Source organism: Humibacillus xanthopallidus (assembly GCF_006717145.1).
Taxonomy (GTDB): Bacteria; Actinomycetota; Actinomycetes; order Actinomycetales; family Dermatophilaceae; genus Humibacillus; species Humibacillus xanthopallidus.
On the sequence record NZ_VFQF01000003.1, the window covers coordinates 142,495 to 163,460 of the forward strand.

19 protein-coding genes are annotated in these 20,966 nt (G+C 71.6%); 18 read left to right on the forward strand and 1 reads right to left on the reverse strand.

The features are described 5' to 3' along the window. Nucleotides 1–46 precede the first annotated feature (46 nt). Complete coding sequence (locus FHX52_RS18685) at nucleotides 47–1,396, forward strand: 6-phospho-beta-glucosidase (RefSeq protein ID WP_141823899.1); 1,350 nt, start codon at nucleotides 47–49, stop codon at nucleotides 1,394–1,396. 241 nt (nucleotides 1,397–1,637) lie between these two features. On the opposite strand, the gene FHX52_RS18690 is transcribed toward FHX52_RS18685, so the two are convergent. Continuing rightward, nucleotides 1,638–2,813, reverse strand: coding sequence for a LacI family DNA-binding transcriptional regulator (locus FHX52_RS18690; RefSeq protein ID WP_246070236.1), 1,176 nt, complete (start codon nucleotides 2,811–2,813; stop codon nucleotides 1,638–1,640). Between the two features lie 102 nt (nucleotides 2,814–2,915). Here FHX52_RS18690 and FHX52_RS18695 point away from each other — a divergent pair, with 102 nt between their 5' ends. The 17 genes from FHX52_RS18695 to cobA all read left to right on the forward strand — a co-directional run bounded on the left by FHX52_RS18695 (nucleotide 2,916) and on the right by cobA (nucleotide 20,860). Further along, on the forward strand, nucleotides 2,916–4,040 hold the full coding sequence (locus FHX52_RS18695) for a substrate-binding domain-containing protein (RefSeq protein WP_141823900.1): 1,125 nt from the start codon (nucleotides 2,916–2,918) through the stop codon (nucleotides 4,038–4,040). A 4-nt stretch (nucleotides 4,041–4,044) separates the two neighbouring features. Further along, nucleotides 4,045–5,067 carry an ABC transporter permease gene (locus tag FHX52_RS18700; RefSeq protein WP_141823901.1) on the forward strand — a complete coding sequence of 341 codons (1,023 nt, stop codon included), beginning with the start codon at nucleotides 4,045–4,047 and terminating at the stop codon, nucleotides 5,065–5,067. Beyond that, nucleotides 5,064–5,870, forward strand: a complete 807-nt coding sequence (locus FHX52_RS18705; protein ID WP_141823902.1) for an ATP-binding cassette domain-containing protein — start codon at nucleotides 5,064–5,066, stop codon at nucleotides 5,868–5,870. The genes FHX52_RS18700 and FHX52_RS18705 overlap by 4 nt, the downstream gene beginning before the upstream one ends. A 131-nt stretch (nucleotides 5,871–6,001) precedes the next feature. After that, nucleotides 6,002–6,400: a universal stress protein gene (locus FHX52_RS18710; protein ID WP_141823903.1), complete on the forward strand. Its 399-nt coding sequence runs from the start codon at nucleotides 6,002–6,004 to the stop codon at nucleotides 6,398–6,400. A gap of 72 nt (nucleotides 6,401–6,472) precedes the next feature. Then, complete coding sequence (locus tag FHX52_RS18715) at nucleotides 6,473–9,472, forward strand: glycoside hydrolase family 32 protein (RefSeq protein WP_141823904.1); 3,000 nt, start codon at nucleotides 6,473–6,475, stop codon at nucleotides 9,470–9,472. A gap of 111 nt (nucleotides 9,473–9,583) precedes the next feature. Next, nucleotides 9,584–10,546, forward strand: coding sequence for a lytic transglycosylase domain-containing protein (locus FHX52_RS24440; RefSeq protein ID WP_246070246.1), 963 nt, complete (start codon nucleotides 9,584–9,586; stop codon nucleotides 10,544–10,546). A gap of 216 nt (nucleotides 10,547–10,762) precedes the next feature. Further along, complete coding sequence (locus FHX52_RS18730; protein WP_141823906.1) at nucleotides 10,763–11,041, forward strand: helix-turn-helix domain-containing protein; 279 nt, start codon at nucleotides 10,763–10,765, stop codon at nucleotides 11,039–11,041. A 92-nt stretch (nucleotides 11,042–11,133) separates the two neighbouring features. Beyond that, nucleotides 11,134–11,409 (forward strand): hypothetical protein, encoded by a 276-nt coding sequence (locus tag FHX52_RS18735; RefSeq protein WP_141823907.1) that lies wholly within the window; start codon nucleotides 11,134–11,136, stop codon nucleotides 11,407–11,409. A gap of 61 nt (nucleotides 11,410–11,470) precedes the next feature. Next, a complete protein-coding gene (locus tag FHX52_RS18740) occupies nucleotides 11,471–12,235 on the forward strand; it encodes an ABC transporter ATP-binding protein (protein ID WP_141823908.1) in 765 nt (254 codons plus the stop codon). Between the two features lie 161 nt (nucleotides 12,236–12,396). Next, nucleotides 12,397–12,660: a hypothetical protein gene (locus FHX52_RS18745; RefSeq protein WP_141823909.1), complete on the forward strand. Its 264-nt coding sequence runs from the start codon at nucleotides 12,397–12,399 to the stop codon at nucleotides 12,658–12,660. Beyond that, nucleotides 12,657–14,099 carry a hypothetical protein gene (locus FHX52_RS18750; protein ID WP_141823910.1) on the forward strand — a complete coding sequence of 481 codons (1,443 nt, stop codon included), beginning with the start codon at nucleotides 12,657–12,659 and terminating at the stop codon, nucleotides 14,097–14,099. The genes FHX52_RS18745 and FHX52_RS18750 overlap by 4 nt, the downstream gene beginning before the upstream one ends. Continuing rightward, on the forward strand, nucleotides 14,096–14,635 hold the full coding sequence (locus tag FHX52_RS18755; RefSeq protein ID WP_141823911.1) for a M50 family metallopeptidase: 540 nt from the start codon (nucleotides 14,096–14,098) through the stop codon (nucleotides 14,633–14,635). The genes FHX52_RS18750 and FHX52_RS18755 overlap by 4 nt, the downstream gene beginning before the upstream one ends. Before the next feature lie 83 nt (nucleotides 14,636–14,718). Further along, nucleotides 14,719–16,437, forward strand: coding sequence for a nitrite/sulfite reductase (locus FHX52_RS18760; protein WP_141823912.1), 1,719 nt, complete (start codon nucleotides 14,719–14,721; stop codon nucleotides 16,435–16,437). Further along, nucleotides 16,434–17,183 (forward strand): phosphoadenylyl-sulfate reductase, encoded by a 750-nt coding sequence (locus FHX52_RS18765; protein WP_141823913.1) that lies wholly within the window; start codon nucleotides 16,434–16,436, stop codon nucleotides 17,181–17,183. Before FHX52_RS18760 ends, FHX52_RS18765 begins: the two co-directional genes overlap by 4 nt. Further along, on the forward strand, nucleotides 17,180–18,181 hold the full coding sequence (cysD, locus tag FHX52_RS18770; protein ID WP_141823914.1) for a sulfate adenylyltransferase subunit CysD: 1,002 nt from the start codon (nucleotides 17,180–17,182) through the stop codon (nucleotides 18,179–18,181). Before FHX52_RS18765 ends, cysD begins: the two co-directional genes overlap by 4 nt. Nucleotides 18,182–18,254: 73 nt before the next feature. Continuing rightward, nucleotides 18,255–19,631, forward strand: a complete 1,377-nt coding sequence (locus FHX52_RS18775; RefSeq protein ID WP_141823915.1) for a sulfate adenylyltransferase subunit 1 — start codon at nucleotides 18,255–18,257, stop codon at nucleotides 19,629–19,631. Further along, on the forward strand, nucleotides 19,619–20,860 hold the full coding sequence (gene cobA / locus FHX52_RS18780; protein ID WP_141823916.1) for a uroporphyrinogen-III C-methyltransferase: 1,242 nt from the start codon (nucleotides 19,619–19,621) through the stop codon (nucleotides 20,858–20,860). The genes FHX52_RS18775 and cobA overlap by 13 nt, the downstream gene beginning before the upstream one ends. The last annotated feature ends 106 nt before the right edge of the window (nucleotides 20,861–20,966 follow it).

A 20,966-nucleotide genomic window follows, 5' to 3' on the forward strand; every position in this document is an offset into this window, starting at 1 on the left:
CCGCCCCGGTGTCGTGACTTGCTACCGTCACGAGGGTGGTGACGCCATGAGGTTGGTCGTGCTCGGCGGCGGTGGGTTCCGCGTGCCGCTCGTCCACGGAGCGTTGCTCGGTGACCGGTCGTCGCGACGGGTCACCGAGGTCGTGCTCCACGACACCGACGCCGGCCGGCTGGCCGTCATGGCGCACGTGCTCGATGCGGCCGGCGCCGGTCACGAGGACGCTCCGGCGGTGAGCGTCACGACCGACCTCGACCGCGCGCTCGAGGGCGCCGACTTCGTCTTCTCCGCGATCCGGGTCGGTGGCCTCGTGGGGCGCACCGTCGACGAGCGGCTGCCGCTCGGGCTCGGGCTGCTCGGGCAGGAGACGACCGGTGCGGGCGGGGTCGGCTACGGGCTGCGGAGCGTGCCCGCCGCCCTGCACATCGCCCGCCGGGTGCAGGAGCTCGCGCCGGACGCCTGGGTCATCAACTTCACCAACCCGGCGGGCCTCGTCACGCAGGCGATGCAGTCGGTGCTCGGCGACCGGGTCGTGGGCATCTGCGACTCACCGCTGGGGCTCGCTCGCCGTGCCGCCGGGGCGCTCGGGCACGACCTCGCGGATCTTGAGATCGACTACGCCGGCCTCAACCACCTCGGCTGGCTGTCTGGGCTGCGTGCGGGCGGTCGCGACCTGCTGCCCGACCTTCTCGCCGACACGGCCGCGCTGGCCTCGATCGAGGAGGGTCACCTCTTCGGCACCGACTGGCTCCAGTCACTCGGGGTGCTGCCCAACGAGTACCTCTACTACTACTACTTCACCCGGGACGCGATCGCCCAGATCACGTCGAGTGCGAGCACGAGGGGCGAGTTCCTCCTCACCCAGCAGTCGAGCTTCTATGCGGCGGTGGAGAGCTCGCCCGAGAACGCCTTCGAGCGGTGGGACGCGGTGCGTCGGGAGCGCAACGCGACCTACATGCAGGAGACGCGCGAGTCCGCCGACGGGGGCTCGGCCGAGCGCGCCCAGGCCGATGTCGAGGGTGGCGGCTACGAGGGTGTCGCGCTCGCGCTCATGGCGGCGATCGCCCGTGACGACCCGGCCCGTCTGATCCTCAACGTCCGGGGCGGCGGCGCGATCCCCGGGCTGCCCGCCGACGCCGTCGTCGAGGTGCCGTGCCGGGTCGATGCGTCGGGGCCGACACCGCTGCCGGTGAGTCCTCTCACCGGGTCGGCGCTCGGTCTCGCCCAGCAGGTGAAGGCAGTCGACGAGCTCGTCATCCGCGCGGTTGGCGAGGGCTCGAGATCGCTTGCGGCACAAGCGATTGCGCTGCACCCGCTCGTCGACTCAGTCACCGTCGCGCGCGAGCTGTTGGCGGGCTACCAGCGCGCGTTGCCGGAGCACTACGCGCTCTTCCGTTAGCCGACCAGACGAGCACGAGTCCCCACGCCGGCGTTGCCACCTGCCCTCCAGACTCACAAACCTCCGGTATGCCGCCCGGCCCGTGCTGCGCCCGCGCTGAACTCAGCACTTTGTGAGTCTGAGCGGCTGCGCCGACAGGGGCGGACGGCATACCGCGGCGGTGGTGGTGAAGAGGGGCGGACGGCCGGCCTCGGCGGCGGGGAGGGACGGAACCCGCTGCGGGGCAAGCCAGCCCGGCGCGTTACTCGTGCGGCGGGATCTCGCCGGACCCGCGGGGGATGAGCGTCGGCTCGATGACGACCCGGCGGGGCGGCGCTGCGTCGCCGTCGATGCGGGCGAAGAGCAGCCGGCCGACCTCGGAGCCGATCTGCCCGACGTTCTGGCGCATGACGGTCAGCCCGGGGTCGAGCAGGTCGGCGAGCGGGAAGTCGTCGAAGCCGACCAGCGCCACTCGGTGGACGAGACCGAGCGCCCGGAGCGCGCGGACGGCGCCGACGGCGAGGTCGTTGCGACCGGCGAAGATTGCGGTCGGGCGAGGCCCGGTGCCGGTGCGGAAGAGCTGCCGCACGGCCGCCTCGGCCGCCTCGGGCGTGCGCAGGTCGGCGCGCTCGAGGATCTCGTCGCCGAGGCCGGCGGCCTGCATCTCCTCGCGGTAGCCCTGCAGGCGCAGTTCGGCGGTCTGGATCGTGCGGAGGTCGCCGAGCGCGACGATGCGTCGGTGACCGTGCGACACGAGGTGCCGGACGGCGTGGCGTGAGCCGGCGAGGTTGTCGACCGTCACCGAGTCCGCGTCGACCCCTCGCGGCAGGCGGTCGACGAAGACCGTCGGCAGGCCGGCCCGCAGCTCCGGCAGGAGGTACTCCTGCCGGGCGGTCGCGGGCATGAGCACGAGCCCGTCGACGCGCCTCGCGACGAGGCCGCGCACGAGGGCGATCTCGCGCTCGGGCTCCTCGTCGAGGCTCGAGGCGAGCACGGCGGTGCGCTGGTCGCGGGCGACGTCCTCGAGCGAGCGCAGCAGGCTCGCGGAGAAGCTGTTGCTGATGTCCTGGAGCAGCGCTCCGACGGTGCCGGTGCGCCCGCTGGAGCGCCGGAGGTTGCTCGCGTGGACGTTGTGGCTGTAGTCGAGCCGGGCCACCGCGCGCTCGACCCGCTCGCGCACCTCCGGCGAGACCCCGGCCTCGCGGTTGACGACCCGTGAGACGGTCTTGAGGCTGACGCCCGAGAGAGCGGCGACGTCCTTCATCGTGGCGCGCGCGACGTGGTGTCCCGCGCCGGCGGAGGCGGCAGACCCGGCAGACGCAGAGCACCCGGCGGCGCCGAGAGACGCGGACGCACCGGAAGACCCAAGGGGGCCGGACGATCCGTGGGAGGCAGGCACCTCCCCCATCTCCGACGGGGACATCGTTGTCTCGCTCACGACACGATGTGTAACTCATGTCTTGACGTCAAGGCAAGTGTCCCCATATAACCTGACATGACAACGTTGTCACACGACAGCGCCAGACAGAGAGGTCAAGTCATGCAGCGCAGCTCCATCCCTTCCGCACCGCGCACGACCGCACGCCGCGCCCTCGTCGCCGTGGCCGCCGGCACCCTGGTCCTCGGAGCAGCCGCGTGCGGCAGCAGCTCGGACACCGGATCGGCCGGGAGCACCGGTGGCGCCGCCGCGGGCGGCGACGCCGTCGGCATCGCGCTCATCACCAAGGACTCGACCAACCCCTTCTTCGTCGCGATGCAGAAGGGCGCGCAGGCCGAGGCCGCGAAGAACAACGTCGACCTCACGATCGCCTCTGGTGCCAAGGACGGTGACGAGCAGGGCCAGGTCCAGGCCATCGAGAACGCCATCGCCGCGGGCGACAAGGGCATCCTCATCACGCCCAACGGCCCGGGTGTCAACGCCTCGATCAAGAAGGCCCGCGACGCCGGCCTCTTCGTCATCGCCCTCGACACCCCGCCCGACCCGGCCGACACCGTCGACATCACCTTCGCGACCGACAACTTCAAGGCCGGCGAGCTCATCGGCCAGTGGGCGAGCAAGACGCTGGGCGGCAAGAAGGCGACGATCGCGCTGCTCGACCTCTTCAACGACAAGGTTGTCTCCGTCGACTACAACCGTGACCAGGGCTTCCTCACCGGCATGGGCATCGACACCAAGGACAAGCAGAAGAACGGCGACGAGGACAAGACCGGCACATACTCCGGTGGCGACTACGCCATCGCGTGCAACGAGCCCACCCAGGGCTCCGAGGACGGCGGCCGCACGGCCATGGAGAACTGCCTCACCAACACGCCCGACATCAACGTCGTCTACACGATCAACGAACCCGCGGCCGTCGGCGCCTACAACGCCCTCAAGGCCGCCGGCAAGGAGAAGAACGCGATCATCGTGTCGGTCGACGGTGGCTGCGCCGGCGTCAAGTCGGTCAAGGACGGCATCATCGGCGCCACCGCCCAGCAGTACCCGCTCAAGATGGCGACGCTCGGCATGGAGGCCATCGCCAAGATCGCGCGCGGCGGCGAGAAGCCCAAGACCTCGGACGGCCTCGACTTCTTCAACACCGGTGTCGCCCTCGTGACCGACAAGCCGGTCGACGGCGTCGAGAGCATCACGAGCGACGCGGCCTCGAAGATCTGCTGGGGCTGATGAGATGACTGCTGGCACCTCGGCCGCTGCGGCGGAGCTGGCTCGTCGTCGACACAGCCCTCTGCAGCGCGTTCAGCACCTGCTCCACGGCTATCCGTGGATCAGCCCGCTCGTCATCCTCGTGCTGACGATGGTGGTCTTCACCATCGTCAACCCGAGGTTCTCCAACCCCTCCGCCCTCTCGCTGCTGATCCAGCAGACGGCCGTCATCGCGTGCCTCGCGATCGGCCAGACGCTCATCATCCTCACCGCGGGCATCGACCTCTCGGTCGGCGCCATCGTCATCCTCTCGATGATGGTGATGGCCAAGCTCGCGGTCGAGAACGGGGTGCCGGCCCCGCTCGCGCTGCTCATCGGCATCGCGCTGGGCGTCGGGGCAGGGGCCCTCAACGGTCTGCTCGTGACGCGAGTCAACCTCCCGCCCTTCATCGTCACGCTGGGCACGCTCAGCATCTTCACGGCGATCGCGCTGCTCTACTCCGGCAGCAAGAGCTTCCAGAACAACGAGCTGCCCGACCTGCTCAACTGGACGGGGACCAGCTTCCCCGTCGGGCCCTTCCGGCTGACCGTGGGCGTCGTCATCGTCCTCGTGCTCTATGCGATCGTCGGCTTCGCGCTCAGCCAGACCGCCTGGGGACAGCACGTGTATGCCGTGGGCGACGACCCCGAGGCCGCTCGCCTCGCGGGCATCGCGAGCAAGCGGGTCCTGCTCAGCGTCTACGTCGTGGCGGGTCTCGTCTACGGCATCGGCGCCTGGGTGCTCATCGGTCGCGCCGGGGCGGCGAGCCCCAACGCGATCACGGACGCGAACCTGCAGAGCATCACGGCCGTCGTCATCGGTGGCACGAGCCTCTTCGGTGGACGGGGCCGGCTCATCGGCACGCTCATCGGTGCGCTCATCGTCCAGGCCTTCTACGTCGGCCTCAGCCTCGCGAGGGTCGACCAGCAGTACCGCCTGCTGGCCGTCGGTGTCCTCGTCATCGTCGCCGTCGCGATCGACCAGTGGATCAGGAAGGTGAAGTCATGACCGCAGTGGCACCGAACTCCACGGGAGGTGCGGGCGGCACGCAGCAGCCGATCCTCTCCGCCAGGGGCCTGATCAAGACCTTCGGCCGGGTCGTCGGGCTCGACGGCGTCGATCTCGACCTCTACGCGGGTGAGGTGCTTGCCATCATCGGCGACAACGGCGCCGGCAAGTCGACGCTCATCAAGTGCCTCACCGGGGCTCTCGTCCCCGATGCCGGCACGCTCGAGCTCGACGGCAAGCGGGTCAGCTTCCAGCGGCCGCAGGACGCCCGCGACGCCGGCATCGAGACGGTCTACCAGCAGCTCGCCGTCATCCCGGCGCTCGACATCGCGAGCAACCTCTACCTCGCCCGCGAGGAGCGCCGGCCCGGTCCGCTCGGCTCGGTGCTGCGCATGCTCGACAAGAAGGGCATGCGCGAGCGCGCGGGCAAGGCGGTGCAGGAGCTCGGTATCCAGACGATCCAGAACATGGGGCAGGCGGTCGAGACGCTCTCCGGTGGGCAGCGCCAGGCGGTGGCCGTGAGCCGCGCGGCGGCGTTCGGCGGCAAGGTCGTCGTCCTCGACGAGCCCACCGCCGCTCTTGGCGTCAAGGAGAGCAACCAGGTCCTCGAGATGGTGAAGTCGCTGCGCGCCAAGGGGCTCGGCGTCATCCTCATCTCGCACAACATGCCGCAGGTGTGGGAGGTCGCCGACCGCATCCACATCCAGCGCCTCGGTGGCAGGGCCGGAGTCATCACGCCGGAGTCGCACTCGATGACCGACGGAGTGGGCATCATGACAGGAGCGATGAAGCTCGAGGGCTGACCTCGGGCTCTCTGGGCCGCGGGGTCGCCGACCGAGGCGGCGGCCCCGCTCCACCCGTCACAGCGCTCGACCACCTCGACAGCTGCACACCGCTCCCACCAGACCCGGCACGACCCCACCCCAGGAGAGAAATGTTCACCCAGATCGTCGTCGGCTACATCCCGACACCGGAGGGTCTGGCAGCCCTCAAGAGCGCCATCGACCTCGCCAAGCAGGGCGGCGCACACCTCACCGTCGTCAACACCGGCCGCGCGGGCAACTACGCCGACCCGACCTTCGCCACCGCCCAGGACATCGACGCGATCGACCTCCAGCTCGCCAACGCCGACATCTCGCACGAGGTGCGCCAGCCGACATCGGGCCGCGTGGCGGCAGACGAGATCCTCTCGACCGCCGAGGAGGTGGGCGCCGACCTCGTCGTCATCGGCGTGCGGCGGCGATCGCCCGTCGGCAAGCTCGTCACCGGGAGCACCGCCCAGCAGGTGCTCCTCGACGCCCCCTGCTCGGTCCTCGCCGTCAAGGCCCGCTGACCCGCAGCCCCCGCGACAACGCACCACCACCCCTCGCGACCGAACACTCCCGAGCGACAAGGACGTCGTGCCATGCCCGCTGCCCGGAAAGACCTTCGCAACCCCGTCGTCGCGGCCCTTGCCGCGGTGGCCCTCATGATCGGCGCGACGCTGTGGGCGCCCGCCGCCGCGGCCGGTGCGGCGACCGCTGAGCCGTACCGGCCGGCATACCACTTCAGCCCGGCGAAGAACTGGATGAACGACCCCAACGGGCTCGTCTTCAGCAAGGGCGTCTACCACCTCTTCTTCCAGTACAACCCGGTCGGCGACCAGTGGGGCAACATGTCGTGGGGCCACGCGACGAGCACCGACCTCCTGCACTGGACCGAGCAGCCGGTCGCGATCCCCTACGACGCCGACGAGGGCGTCTTCAGCGGCAGCGTCGTCGTCGACCAGACCAACAGCTCGGGCCTCGGCACGGCGACGAACCCGCCCATCGTCGCGATCTACACGAGCGCCTACACGGCCGCATCGGGCCGCGACGGCATCCAGGCGCAGTCGCTCGCCTTCTCGCTCGACGACGGGCGCACGTGGACGAAGTACTCCGGCAACCCGGTGCTCGACCTGGGCTCGCGAGAGTTCCGTGACCCCAAGGTCTTTCGCTACGGAAGCGAGTGGCGGATGGTCGTCGCGCTGCCGACGGAGCACCGCGTTGCGATCTACCGGTCCTCGAATCTGACTCAGTGGCAACGGCTTTCGACGTTCGGCCCGCTCGGTGCCACGTCAGGCATCTGGGAGTGCCCCGACCTCTTCCCCCTGCCCGTCGACGGTGACTCGACCCGCACCACGTGGGTCATGCTCGTCAGCCTCAACCCCGGGTCGATCGCGGGCGGCTCGGGCACGCAGTACTTCGTCGGCGACTTCGACGGCACCACCTTCAGGGCCGACGACACGGGCGCCTACACGCCGCCCTCGGGCCGGGTCCTCCAGGACTTCGAGCAGGGGTACGCCGGGTGGCAGGCCTCCGGGACCGCCTTCGGCTCCGCTCCTGCCGCGGGCACGCTCCCCGGCCAGCAGGTGGTGTCGGGGCAGCTCGGGGCGGGGCTCGCCAACAGCTTCCTCGGCGGTGACGGCTCGACGGGGACGCTGACCTCGCCCGCCTTCACGGTCGACCAGCGCTACCTCAACTTCCTCGTCGGAGGGGGTCGGCACCCGTGGGTGCCGGGCACCTCGACCCGAGGCGTCGACCCGGTGGGCACCGTCCTCGCCGGCTTCGAGTCCACCGGCTGGGGCGACTGGACCGCGACCGGCGGCCTCGCCGGACGCGGTCCCACCGCGGGCGCGGCACCGGGGCAGGCGCCGGTGACGGAGTTCCGCGGCGCACGCCTGGTCAACACCTTCCTCGAAGGTGACGCGACGACCGGCACGCTCGCATCTGCGCCCTTCACGATCACCCGGTCGCGGCTGGGCCTGCTCGTCGGTGGCGGCAACCACCCATGGGGTCAGGCGAACCCGACCGCGGTCGTGCTCAAGGTCGATGGCCAGGTGGTGCGCAGCGCGACGGGCCGCGACAGCGAGACGCTCGCGTGGCAGACGTGGGACGTCGCCGACCTCGTCGGCCGGCAGGCGAGCATCGAGGTCGTCGACGACAACACCGGCGGCTGGGGCCACCTGCTGCTCGACGAGGTGACGGCCTCGGACGACAGGGTGCGCTCCTACGCCGACTTCGAGGGCCACACGTGGGACCTCCCGGCCGGCTGGAGCGCCGACGGCGACTTCGCGGCACACCCGCACACGTCGGAGCCGGCCCTGCCGAACCAGGAGGGGCAGCGCGTCATCGACACGTGCATCGTGCCCGACCGCTGCGACGCCGCGACCGGGCGCTTCCTGTCGCCCACCTTCCGCGTCGAGGATGCGTGGGTCAACTTCCTGCTGGCAGGCGGCAACCACCCGTGGGGGTCTGCGTCACCGACGGCGGTCAACCTCGTCGTCGACGGGCAGGTCGTGCGCACCGCGACCGGGCCGGCCTCGGGGGCGATGGACTGGGTCGCGTGGGACGTGCGCGACCTCGCCGGCAAGGACGCCCACCTCGAGATCGTCGACGACAACGCCGGCGGTGACTGGAGCCACCTCATGGTCGACCACGTCGTCTTCTCGAGCCGTCCGGCCGACAAGGTCGCCCAGGCGACCGCGGTCAACCTCGTCGTCGACGGCCAGGTCGTGCGCAGCGCGACGGGCCAGGACTCGGAGTCGCTCGACTGGACCTCGTGGGACCTCGCCGACCTGCAGGGCCGCACCGCTCGCATCGAGGTGGTCGATGCGGGCCGCGGCGGCTGGGGCCACGTGCTCGCAGACCAGTTCACCCTCGCCGGCTCGCCGGCTCTCAGCTCGGTCCAGCGCGCGCACTGGGTCGACCACGGCCGCGACAACTACGCCGGCGTCACCTTCAACGACGCTCCGGCCGGCAAGCGGATCCTCGTCGGGTGGATGAGCAACTGGGACTACGCCGGCGCCGTGCCGACCTCGCCGTGGCGCGGACAGATGACGCTGCCGAGGGAGCTGTCGCTCGTGACCGCACCGGACGGCATACGCCTGGCGCAGCAGCCCGTGCCTGCGTTGTGGAAGGCGGCGGCCAGGACGACGCAGTCGAGCGCGCGCAGCCTGACCGGTGGATCGCAGGTGGCTGCCCCCGACGTCGCGGTCATCGACGTCAACGTCGACCCCGGTGCGGCGACGGAGGCGGGGGTCGTCATCGGCGACTCCGCCGGGGCCAACCCGCTGCGCGTCGTCGTGCGCCGCGACGGCCTGGACGGCCAGACGGGCCCAGTGCGTCTCGTCGTCGACCGGCGCCAGGCCGGCCTCGTCGGCTTCCACGAGCGCTTCCCGAGCGTCGAGTCGGCTCCCCTGTCGACACCGGTGCAGCGGCTGCGCATCGTCATCGACCGGAACTCCGTCGAGGTCTTCGCCGACGGAGGCCGGGTCTCGGTCACCGACCTCGTGCTCCAGCTCGGTGGCGGGCGCACCGTCACCCTCGTCGCGACGGGAGGAACGGCCGCCCAGCTCAAGGCCACGATCACGCCACTCGTCGGGTGAGCGGTCGCCGCCGCGCGACCGGTCCGTGGATTCCGCAGGCGCGCGGCGGCGATCGGGGTTCTACTGGAGGTTGACGGACCCGGGGACCGGAGCACGAGGCGTGGTGAGGGCATGAGACGTGGCGGCAGGGCCGCGACGGGGGTGGCGCTCGCGTGCGCCGCGATGGCCGCGAGCGTCGTCCTGTCGGCCGCGCCCACGATGGCTGCCGACGGTCCCGCGCCCGCGCCGACCCCGAGCGTCCAGGGCGACCCGGCCGACCCCTTCGGGCCGGCGCCCGGTTCCGGCGACGGCTCGGTCGACGGTTCGGGCAGCGGCCCGGGGTCCACGGTCGGCCAGGTGACCGGCGCCGTCGTCGCGCCCCTCTTCGACCGCCTCCGGCTCGCGGCCGCGTACGTCGTCGGCTCGAGCGAGCCGAGCGGCGCTGCGGGCGGGTCGGCTGCCAGCGGGTCGGCCGCGGCCGGCGCGACCGGTGCGGGCGGGGCCGCGTGGAAGCCGCCGACCGACCTGCGCGCGCCCAAGGTCGTGAGCGTGCCCGCGGGCGCGGCCAACGGCCCGGCGTCGCTGACCACCGACCAGCTGCTGTGGGCGGCGTACGTCTCGGCGGCCAAGGGCGGCCCCACCTCCTGCCACATGCCGGTGACGCTGCTCGCGGCGATCGGCGAGGTCGAGTCGTCCTCGCTGCGCGGGCGCTCGCTCGACGCCCGTCACGACGTCGTGCCCCCGGTCATCGGGCCGGCCCTCAGCGGCAACGGCTTCGCCGCGATCCGCGACACCGACGGCGGGCGCCTCGACGGCGACCCGGTCTGGGACCACGCCGTCGGCCCGATGCAGTTCATCCCCGGCACGTGGCGGGCGTGGGGCTCCGACGGCAACGGTGACGGGGTCGCCGATCCCCAGAACATCGAGGACGCGACGCTCTCCGCCGCCCGCTACCTCTGCGCCGGTGGCCGTGACCTCTCGCGTGCGGCCGACCTCGCCCGGGCCGTGCTGTCCTACAACGGCTCCCAGCGCTACCTCGCTACGGTGATCGGCCTCATGGACGCGATGACCTCGGGGGCGGACGCCGCACCCTGACGGGTCTGACCGCGCCACCGCGCTCGTGCTCCGCATCGCACCGGATCGCGTCTACCGGGTTGCCCTGACCCCTGCCCCCTGGTCGGACGGTCCTGACGGGGACAGAACGTGCCATGACCAGTTGGTGCCACGCCGCGCAGGGCCGAGGGCGCGTGTGACGTCCTACCTTCAAGAGGTGTCGGGCTCGGGTTCCCGACGTTCGACTCAGGGGGATCCATGTTCGACCAGCGCCATCTCAGAGCCTTCATCGCTGTCGCAGAGACCGGCTCGGTCAGCCGGGCCGCCACGCACCTGGGCTACTCGCAGCCGGCGGTCACGCAGCAGATCCGCCACATGGAGGCAGAGCTCGGGGTGCCGCTCTTCGACCGCGACTCCCTGCCGCTGCGCCTGACCCCCGAGGGTCGCGAGCGGCTCATCGTCGCCGAGGCCATCGTCATGCTCGGCCAGCGCCTCACCAAGAGCACCCAGCACGTTCCGCATTCGGATCACAAATAGGTGCTGGAGCTCGAGAGACGCCGCTCCTTACCTTTCTCTCGGGTTCAGGGAAATGGCTCTGGCCACGAGAAGCGAGAAAGCAGGGAAAAGACATGAGCATGGTCACCGAAGCACAGTTCTCCACGACCAACGCCCTTCTGGGTGCCCGTCTGCGGGCCCAGGCAGCGGTGGGTCGGCGGCTTGACAGCGAGTACCGCGCCATCTGGATCGTCGTCTTCATCCTCGGCATCTTCATCATCGGCGCCGCGGCTCTCGCGATCTACTGCATCAGCCGTGGTCGCAGCGGCGGCGTCATCGACTTCAACGTGTCGAAGTGGTATAAGGGCTGGATCCCGGTCGGCATCCGCGTCGAGATCAAGTGTGTCTGAGGCCCTCGCCTCGCACCCAGCGTCACTCCGCCTGAACTGACTCCGTGAAGGGACACCCATCATGACCGAGATCCGCATCGACCGGGTGTCCCACCACTACGGGAGCCACGCCGCCCTGACCGACGTCAGGGCGCGCGTGGCCCCCGGGCGCATCACCTGCCTGCTCGGCCCCAACGGCGCCGGCAAGTCCACCCTCGTGCACTGCATCGTCGGCCTCATCACTCCGACCGACGGTTCCATCACCGTCGACGGCGAGGTCGCAGGCTCCCGAAACGCCTGTGAAGAGATCGGATTCGTCTATGACGACCTCCCGCTCCCGGTCAACCTCACCGGACGCGAGGCGCTCGACCTCCTTCAGTCCTCGCACCGCGAGTGGGACGTCACCCTCGTCGACCAGCTCACCGAGCTCCTTGGCCTGGGCGACGCGCTCGACCGCCTCGTCGCGGAGTACTCGCACGGCATGAAGCGCAAGCTCCAGGTGATCGGCTCGCTCGGTCACCGGCCCACCGTCTGGGTGCTCGACGAGCCCTTCCGCGGCCTCGACCCCGTGGCGACCTCGGTGCTCTCGCACCTCATCACGGAGTTCGCCCGGGCGGGGACGGTGCTCATCGCGACGCACGACCTGCTGCGGGCCCAGCAGCTCGCCGACGACGTGCTCGTCGTCGACGGCGGACGTCTCGTCGGCTCCGGCCCGCTCGAGCAGGTGCTCGACGGCGAGGTCGACCTGTCGGCGCGCTACCTCGCCCTCACCGGGCTCGACGTCGTCGTCGAACGAACGAAGGACGACATCGCGGAACTCCGCCTCGCCCGAGACCTCGTCTCATGAATGCGCGACCGCATTCACCACCCCCAAAAAGCATCCCTTTTCACGAAGCAGCTTTCACGCGCATCCACGCAGTTGATCTGGAGACAACAATGAAAAGCACCGGGACGGGCCGTCGGATCATTGCGGCCGCGACATTCTCTGCCGCAGCCATCATGGTGGCCATGGTCGTGCAGCTCATCGTGGCGCTCGTCCTGAGGGCCGACCTGTCGATCTGGGGACTGCTGTCGGTCACCGTCACCGAGACCGCTGAGGCGTCCTCGATCGGGTTCGGGTTCTCGCTCGTCGAGACCCTGCTGCTCTGGATCGTGCTGACGGCGATCGGCTCCCTCCCGTGGGGTCGACGGGGTCGGCAGGGGCCTCAGGGTCCCCGCGACGCAGCGGCCGACGAGCGCCTGGGCGGCCGGGCGCGCCCGCAGACGAGATGAGCGACCGCAGCGCCCTCCTGGGGCTCTCCCGCGCCGTCGTGCGCACCTGGGTCAACCGCGCCTCCGTCATCTGTGGAGGTCGGGCCCGCTTCCACGCCGTCGCCGCCCTCCTCGCCGTGGGGGTGCTGGCCGTCGAGGCCGCGGTGGTCGTCAGCGCGGGCGCCGCCACGCCCGTGGGCGCGCAGCCCGTCGTGGCGCTCGCACCGTCGCTGAGCATCGTGCTCTTCGTCATCGGGCTCGTCATGGCCGCCCTGCTCGGCCTCACGATGCCCGACGGTGACGACCTCGGGGTCTTCATCGCCCCCTCCGGCCTCTCGCGCGGCGTCCGGCGGCTCGGCACCGAGCTGCCGATGTTCGCCCTCTTCGCCGTTGCCGGAGCCGTGCTGAGCATCCCGATGTCGGTCAACGTGCTGCAGGGCGAGCTCACCGCGGGCATCATCGCGACGCGTCTGGTCGGCGCCTTCGCCCTCACGGTCGCGGGCCTCTTCGTCGGTCGCGCCGTCTGCATCGCCGTGGTGGCCGCGCTGTCACACCTCCGGGCCTCCCGCATGCTCGCCACCGGACTGGCGAGCGCCACGACGGTCGTGCTCGGTGGTCTGGCGATGAAGCTCAGCCAGCCCGCGGCCGCCGACGTCACCTCGCCGCCGCTGTGGCGCCGCCTCGTGGGCGCCGCGCTCGTGCCCGGCTGGCTCACCCCTGTCGTCTGGCTCCTGCTCGGAGCGCTCATCGCCGCCACCCTCTGGGCGCTGGTCCGCCTCCCCGCCGCGGAGCCCCGCACCGTCGTGGAGCGCCCGGCGGCGTGGCTGCGTCGTCCCGAGCGCCGGGGTCCGCTCGGCCTCGGCCCGGCGACCCTGCTGGCGACGCTCCGCGAGCCGAGCGTCGTGATGTGGCTCGCCTTCGCCGCATCGGCGCCCGCCCTGCTGCGTGGGGCCTCCTGGGTCTCGCAGCTGCCCGCCGAGATCTTCGCCGTCTATGCCATCGGCCTCCCCGCGCTCACGGCGGCATACCCCTTCGGCGTCACCCAGGGCGCGCGCCAGTGGCGCGCCGCGGCAGCCCCGGCCACGCGACGCGACGTCGCCTCGCAGCTGGTGGCCGCCGGGGTTCTCGTCGCCGGGGCCGTCGCGCTCCAGGTTGCGGTGGGGGTGCTCGTCGGGCTGCCGCCGCAGCTCGTCCAGTGGCCGCTCGTGGCCATCGTCTTCGCAGCCGCGCTCTTCTGGGGGCACGTCACGCCGGTGGTTCGCGGTGAGTCCTCGACCTGGGTGGCCGTCGACGTGCTCGCCGTGGTCACCTCCGCCCTCGTCGTCGTGGGCGGGGTCCTCCTCGCCGAGCGGCTGCCCGTCGAGGCATCGGTCTTCGAGCCGCTGGCTCTCGGTCTGCTCCTCGTCGCCGGCTTCGCCACCCTGTCGCTCGCGCGGCGACGCGGCTCGGCCGTGGCATGAGCCCTGCCGGCGCCGGGTCGTCGGCGCGGTGGTGGGGGCCCGGCCTGCTCGGCAGGGCGCTCTGGCTGACCTCGTGGTGGGGTGGCCCGCTCGTCGTCACCGCGGTCCTCGTCGGCGGCGTCTTCGCCCAGGCGAAGCCGCTCGTGCCGCTCGCCGTCGCGGTCTGGCTGTCGTATGCCGTCCACGAGCTCGGGCACGCAGCCGCGGCGCTCGCTCGTGGCGCCGACCGCTCCCGCGTGCGGCTGGTCCGTCACGGAGCGGGCCTCGCGGTGCTCGCCCCTGAGTCGTCAGCGGCTGACACGCGCATCATCGCCCTGGCCGGTCCGGTCGCGGGTGCTGCTTCGGGGCTGGCCGTCGTGGGCGTCGTCGGGGCGGCGATGGCATTGCCCTGGTTGGCGCTCGCCCTGCCCGCTGCGGTCACCGTCCTGCACCACGCCGTCAACCTGCTGCCCTTCGCGCCGGACGGGCGCCACGTCTTCGGCGCGGGACGCCGGGCGCCGAGCGCTCAGGGTGCCCGAGCGGGCGGTCCCGCATAGCGATATCCCTCCCGTTGGGTGGGAAAGGGCCGGATGTCGGACCCGTTTGGGTGTCGATAAGTGGCGGTTATACATTCGATTACATGACCATCACCGACGCCACGACCGCGCCAGCCCGCGCCGCGACCCGACCGCCGCGCGCCGGGCGCTCCAACGGGCAGTGGAAGGTCGACGGGGTCGAGCCGCTCAACGCCAACGAGACGTGGAAGCAGGAGGACGGTGGCCTCAACGTCCGTGAGCGGATCGAGCAGATCTACTCCCGCGAGGGCTTCGCCTCCATCCCGCCACAGGACCTCTCGGGGCGCTTCCGCTGGTGGGGCCTCTACACGCAGCGCAGACCGGGCATCGACGGCGGCCGCACGGCGCAGCTCGACGACACCGAGCTGTCCGACGAGTACTTCATGCTCCGCGTGCGGCTCGACGGCGGGGCGATCAGCCTCGCGCAGCTCAAGGTCCTCGCCGAGATCAGCCACGAGTTCGCCCGCGGCACCGCCGACATCAGCGACCGCCAGAACATCCAGTACCACTGGATCCGCGTCGAGGACGTGCCCGAGATCTGGCGACGCCTCGAGGCCGTCGGGCTGCAGACGACGGAGGCCTGTGGCGACACGCCCCGCGTCATCCTCGGCAGCCCGCTCGCCGGGGTCGCCAAGGACGAGATCATCGACCCGACACCGGTCATCGACGAGATCCTTGAGCGCTACATCGGCGACCCCGAGCTCGCCAACCTGCCCCGCAAGTTCAAGTCCGCCATCACCGGGCACCCGAGCCTCGACGTCGTGCACGAGATCAACGACATCTCCCTCGTCGGCGTCGTGCACCTCGAGCTGGGGCCGGGCTACGACCTGTGGGTCGGCGGCGGACTCTCCACGGCGCCGCGCCTCGCCGAGCGCGTCGGCGTCTTCGTGCGGCCCGAGGAGGCCGCCGAGGTCTGGCACGGCGTCATCCGCGTCTTCCGCGACTACGGCTACCGCCGGCTGCGCAACAAGGCACGCCTCAAGTTCCTCCTCGCCGAGTGGGGTCCCGAGAAGTTCCGCCAGGTGCTGCAGGACGAGTACCTCGGACGTGCCCTGCCCGACGGGCCCGCGCCGGCCCCCGCCACCGGCCCCGGCGACCACGTCGGCGTGCACCTGCAGAAGGACGGCAACCGCTACGTCGGTGCCGCTCCCACCGTCGGGCGCATCAGCGGTGACGTGCTCACCGGCCTGGCCGACATCATGGAGTCCGTCGGCTCCGACCGGGTGCGCCTGACGCCGCACCAGAAGCTCGTCCTGCTCGACGTCCCCGGCCGCCGCGTCCGTGGCGTCGTGAGCCGGCTCGAGAAGCTCGGCCTGACGACCGCGCCGAGCCCCTTCCGCCGGCACACGATGGCCTGCACCGGCATCGAGTTCTGCAAGCTCGCCATCGTCGAGACGAAGGCGACGGCGGCGACGACGATCGCCGCACTCGAGCAGCGCCTCGCTGACGTCACCGAGCAGCTCGACACCCCGATTAGCCTCAACGTCAACGGCTGCCCCAACTCGTGCGCCCGCATCCAGGTCGCCGACATCGGCCTCAAGGGCCAGCTCGTGACGATCGAGGGCGAGCAGGTGCCCGGCTTTCAGGTGCACCTCGGCGGCGGCCTCGCCTCCGTCGACCGCGACGAGGCCGGCCTCGGCCGCACGGTCCGCGGCCTCAAGGTCACCGCCGACGACCTGCCCGACTACGTCGAGCGCGTCGTGCGGACCTTCCTCGACCAGCGCGAGTCCGGCGAGACCTTCTCGTCGTGGACCCGCCGAGCAGACGAAGGAGCACTCCTGTGAGCGCAGTCCCCCTCGCCACCCCGACGGTGCCGCGCAAGCGCCGCTCGGAGGCCGAGCTCAAGGCGATCGTCGACGACTTCAACGCGACGCTCGCCGCCGACCCCGAGCACGAGCCGACCGCCGACGAGGTCGCGGCCTGGGCCGCCTTCCACTTCGACGGCACCCTGGCGGTCGCGTGCTCCATGGCCGACGCCGTGCTGCCGCACGTCGTCTCGCGCTTCGCGCCCGGGGTCGACGTGCTCTTCCTCGAGACGGGCTACCACTTCTCCGACACGATCGTCACGCGCGACATCGTTGCGGAGGACCTGCCGATCACCCTCGTCAACGTCATGCCGGAGCTCACGGTCGCCGAGCAGGACGAGAAGTTCGGCCCCCGCCTCTACGAGCGTGACCCGGCCCTCTGCTGCCAGATGCGCAAGGTCGAGCCGCTCGCCCGCACGCTCCCGCTCTACGAGGCATGGGTGACCGGCGTGCGGCGCGACGAGGGGCCGACCCGCGCCGACACCCCGCTCGTCACGTGGGACGCCAAGAACGGCCTCGTCAAGATCAACCCGCTCGCTGCGTGGAGCTTCGACGAGCTCCTCGCGTATGCCGGTGAGCACCGGGTCGAGGTCAACTCCCTTCTCTCCGATGGCTACCCGTCGATCGGCTGCGAGCCGTGCACCCGCCGGGTCGAGCCCGGCGAGGACCCCCGCGCCGGCCGCTGGGCCGGCTTCGCCAAGACCGAGTGCGGACTCCACACATGACGACGACCGTGAACACGACTGACACCAAAGCCTCCCCGGCCGTCCCGGGGACCGGGCTCGACCCTGGGACGCAGCCCGACGCATACGCAAGCACCTCCGATGATCGGCGGCTGAGCCAGCTCGACGCCCTCGAGGCGGAGGCGATCCTCGTCATCCGCGAGATGGCCGGCGAGCTCGAGCGGCCGGCGCTGCTCTTCAGCGGCGGCAAGGACTCCGTCGTCATGCTCCACCTCGCGACCAAGGCCTTCTGGCCGGCGCCGATCCCCTTCCCGGTGCTGCACGTCGACACGGGCCACAACTTCCCCGAGGTGCTCGCCTACCGCGACGAGACCGTCGAGCGGCTCGGGCTGCGACTCGTCGTCGCGAGCGTCCAGGACTACATCGACGACGGCCGGCTGCGTGAGCGCGCCGACGGAACGCGCAACCCGCTGCAGACCCTGCCGCTGCTCGACGCGATCAACGACAACCGTTTCGACGGCGTCTTCGGCGGCGGGCGGCGCGACGAGGAGAAGGCCCGCGCGAAGGAGCGGATCGTCTCTCTCCGTGACGAGTTCGGCCAGTGGGATCCGAAGAACCAGCGCCCCGAGCTGTGGAACCTCTTCAACCCCAGGCACCGTCCCGGCGAGCACGTGCGCGTCTTCCCGATCAGCAACTGGACCGAGGTCGACATCTGGCGCTACATCGACCGCGAGGACATCCCGCTCGCGCCGCTCTACTACGCCCACGAGCGTGAGGTCTTCAACCGCGACGGCATGTGGCTGGCCGTCGGCCCGGTGAGCCAGCCGCGTGACGACGAGCAGGTCGAGACGCGCCTCGTGCGCTACCGCACCGTCGGCGACATGTCGTGCACGGGCGCCGTCGAGTCGCCGGCGCGCACCAACGCCGAGATCGTCCTCGAGGTTGCCGCCTCGACGCTCACCGAGCGTGGCGCCACACGCGCCGACGACCGCATCTCGGAGGCCGCCATGGAGGACCGCAAGAAGGAGGGCTATTTCTGAAATCCCCACGAAGTTCTCCGCTCGTCCCTCGCTCCGATACTTCGCGGGGGCCCCAAGACAAGGACAGCATCTGATGAGCGCCCCCACGCAGAGCACTCCGGTCCTCGACCCGGCGGCCGTCGCCGGTGCCGCTCGCGGCACCCTGCTGCGCCTCGCGACGGCCGGATCCGTCGACGACGGCAAGTCGACCCTCGTCGGACGCCTGCTCCACGACACGAAGTCGGTCCTGTCCGACCAGCTCGCTGCCGTCGAGCGGGTCAGCCGCGACCGCGGGCTCACCGCGGCCGACCTCGCGCTGCTCACCGACGGCCTGCGGGCCGAGCGCGAGCAGGGCATCACGATCGACGTCGCCTACCGCTACTTCGCGACGGCCAACCGCTCCTTCGTGCTCGCCGACTGCCCGGGCCACGTGCAGTACACCCGCAACACAGTCACCGGCAGCTCGACCGCCGACGTCGTCGTGCTCCTCGTGGACGCGCGCAAGGGTGTGCTCGAGCAGACCCGCCGCCACCTCGCGGTGACCGCGCTGCTCCGGGTGCCGCACGTCGTCGTCGCCGTCAACAAGATCGACCTCGTCGACTTCTCGCAGGAGGTCTACGAGCGGGTCGAGGCCGAGGTCCGGGCTGTCGCCCGCGAGCTCGGCGTCGTCGACGCCACGACCATCCCCGTCAGCGCGCTGGACGGCGACAACATCGCCGAGCGCTCCGAGCGCACGCCCTGGTATGCCGGCCCGAGCCTCCTCGAGCTGCTCGAGGCGCTGCCGCCGTCCGACGACCCCGCGCACGAGTCCTTCCGCCTGCCCGTGCAGCTCGTCATCCGCCCGCAGGGTGCCGCCCGCGACGAGGCGCACCGTGACTACCGGGGGTATGCCGGCCAGGTCGCCTCGGGTGTCGTGCGCGTCGGTGACGAGGTGGTGGCGCTCCCGTCGGGCCGCCGCACGACCGTCGTCGGCATCGACCTCGGCGAGCGCTCGCTCGACGAAGCCTTCGCTCCCCAGTCGGTGACGCTGCGGCTCGCCGACGAGATCGACATCTCCCGCGGCGACGTCATCGCAGCCGCGGCCGACGCCCCGGTGCCGACGCAGGACATCGAGGCCGTCGTCTGCTGGCTCGGCGACGCCCCGCTCCGGCCTGCGCAGCGCCTGCTGCTCAAGCACGGCTCGCGCACGGTTCAGACCGCGGTGCGCTCGCTCAATGGGGCGCTCGACCTCGACAACCTCCACGCAGTGCCGGCAGAGGCCTTGTCGCTCAACGACATCGGCCTCGTGACGCTGCGCCTCGCCGCTCCCCTGCCGGTCGAGAACTACTCACTCTCGCGGCGCGGAGGCTCCTTCCTGCTCATCGACGCGCACGACGGGCGCACCCTCGCCGCAGGCATGGTCGGCGCGACCCTGCCCAGTGGCGCGCCGGCCCCCACCGAGCCGGAGGGCGACGAGGAATGGGAAATCTGAGGTCTTCGCTCCCGGTCGTTCTCGACCTGAGCGGCCGGCTCGTCGTCGCCGTCGGGGGCGGCCCGGTCTCGGCCCGCCAGGTGCGCGCCTTCCTCGACGAGCAGGCCGTCGTGCGCGTCGTCGCGCCCTGGCTCTGCGAGGACCTGCGCGACCTCGTCGCCGCAGGCGGCGTCGAGTGGGTGGAGCGCGACTACCTCGGCGGCTCCGAACTCGACGGCGCGTGGCTCGTCCACACGGCCTCCGGTGAGCCGTCGGTCGACCGCGAGGTCGCTGCCGACGCCGAGGCCCGGCGCGTCTGGTGCATCGACGCGACCGACGAAGCCGCCTCCGCGGCCGCAGTCGCCGCCCGCACCGACGTCACGACCCCCGACGGCCGGGTCACCATCGCCGCGTATGCCGCCGGAGACCCCCGTGCAGCCGTCACCGTCCTCGACGGGGTCGAGCAGACCATCGGGTCCGGCGCGCTCGACCTCCGACGCACCCGCTCACTCGATGGCCGCGGCTGGGTCGCCCTCGTGGGCGGTGGCCCCGGCACCGACGGCCTCCTCACGGTCCGCGGCCGTGAGCTGCTCGCGTCGGCCGACGTCGTCGTCATCGACCGGCTCGCACCGCGCGCCGTCGTCGACCGGCTACCGGCCTCTGTCCAGGTCATCGACGTGGGCAAGACCTCGGGCCACCACCCCGTGCCCCAGTGGCGGATCAACGAGATCCTCATCGAGCAGGCCCAGCTCGGCCTCGGTGTCGTCCGGCTCAAGGGGGGCGACCCCTACGTGCTCGGGCGCGGAGGCGAGGAGCGCGACGCCTGCGAGGCACACGGCATACCGGTGGAGGTGGTGGCCGGCGTGACGAGCGCGGTCAGCGTGCCCGCGGCAGCGGGGATCCCCGTCACCCACCGCGGCGTCGCGCGCGGCTTCTCCGTCGTCACCGGTCACGAGGAGATCCCCGTGCTGCCCACGGGAGGCGACCACACGCTCGTCCTGCTCATGGCCGTGGGCGGGCTGCGCTGGACCACGACGCTGCTCATGGAGCACGGTCGCCGCGCCGACTCCCCGGTGGCCATCATCGAGCGCGGCTTCGCGCCCGACCAGCGCGTCACGATCGGCACGGTCGCGACGATCGCCGACCTGGCCGTCGAGCGGGGTGTGGAGGCACCGGCCGTCATCGTCGTCGGCGACGTCGTGCGGCTCAGCCCGGAGTGGCGCCAACGTCACACCCCGACGGCCCCCTGAGCGGTAGGGCTGCCCACCGACCGTCGATAGAGTCGAAGGTGTCCACCATGAAGTGGTCGGACCCGGCTCTCGAGCTTCGACGGCGACCAGACCGGGCCGACTCGAT

Bases quoted from the DNA above. Each gene is read 5' to 3' on its own strand.
- FHX52_RS18685 (WP_141823899.1), top strand. From the start codon at position 47: ATGAGGTTGGTCGTGCTCGGCGGCGGTGGGTTCCGCGTGCCGCTCGTC.
- FHX52_RS18695 (WP_141823900.1), top strand. From the start codon at position 2,916: ATGCAGCGCAGCTCCATCCCTTCCGCACCGCGCACGACCGCACGCCGC.
- FHX52_RS18700 (WP_141823901.1), top strand. From the start codon at position 4,045: ATGACTGCTGGCACCTCGGCCGCTGCGGCGGAGCTGGCTCGTCGTCGA.
- FHX52_RS18705 (WP_141823902.1), top strand. From the start codon at position 5,064: ATGACCGCAGTGGCACCGAACTCCACGGGAGGTGCGGGCGGCACGCAG.
- FHX52_RS18710 (WP_141823903.1), top strand. From the start codon at position 6,002: ATGTTCACCCAGATCGTCGTCGGCTACATCCCGACACCGGAGGGTCTG.
- FHX52_RS18715 (WP_141823904.1), top strand. From the start codon at position 6,473: ATGCCCGCTGCCCGGAAAGACCTTCGCAACCCCGTCGTCGCGGCCCTT.
- FHX52_RS24440 (WP_246070246.1), top strand. From the start codon at position 9,584: ATGAGACGTGGCGGCAGGGCCGCGACGGGGGTGGCGCTCGCGTGCGCC.
- FHX52_RS18730 (WP_141823906.1), top strand. From the start codon at position 10,763: ATGTTCGACCAGCGCCATCTCAGAGCCTTCATCGCTGTCGCAGAGACC.
- FHX52_RS18735 (WP_141823907.1), top strand. From the start codon at position 11,134: ATGAGCATGGTCACCGAAGCACAGTTCTCCACGACCAACGCCCTTCTG.
- FHX52_RS18740 (WP_141823908.1), top strand. From the start codon at position 11,471: ATGACCGAGATCCGCATCGACCGGGTGTCCCACCACTACGGGAGCCAC.
- FHX52_RS18745 (WP_141823909.1), top strand. From the start codon at position 12,397: ATGGTCGTGCAGCTCATCGTGGCGCTCGTCCTGAGGGCCGACCTGTCG.
- FHX52_RS18750 (WP_141823910.1), top strand. From the start codon at position 12,657: ATGAGCGACCGCAGCGCCCTCCTGGGGCTCTCCCGCGCCGTCGTGCGC.
- FHX52_RS18755 (WP_141823911.1), top strand. From the start codon at position 14,096: ATGAGCCCTGCCGGCGCCGGGTCGTCGGCGCGGTGGTGGGGGCCCGGC.
- FHX52_RS18760 (WP_141823912.1), top strand. From the start codon at position 14,719: ATGACCATCACCGACGCCACGACCGCGCCAGCCCGCGCCGCGACCCGA.
- cysD (WP_141823914.1), top strand. From the start codon at position 17,180: ATGACGACGACCGTGAACACGACTGACACCAAAGCCTCCCCGGCCGTC.
- FHX52_RS18775 (WP_141823915.1), top strand. From the start codon at position 18,255: ATGAGCGCCCCCACGCAGAGCACTCCGGTCCTCGACCCGGCGGCCGTC.
- cobA (WP_141823916.1), top strand. From the start codon at position 19,619: ATGGGAAATCTGAGGTCTTCGCTCCCGGTCGTTCTCGACCTGAGCGGC.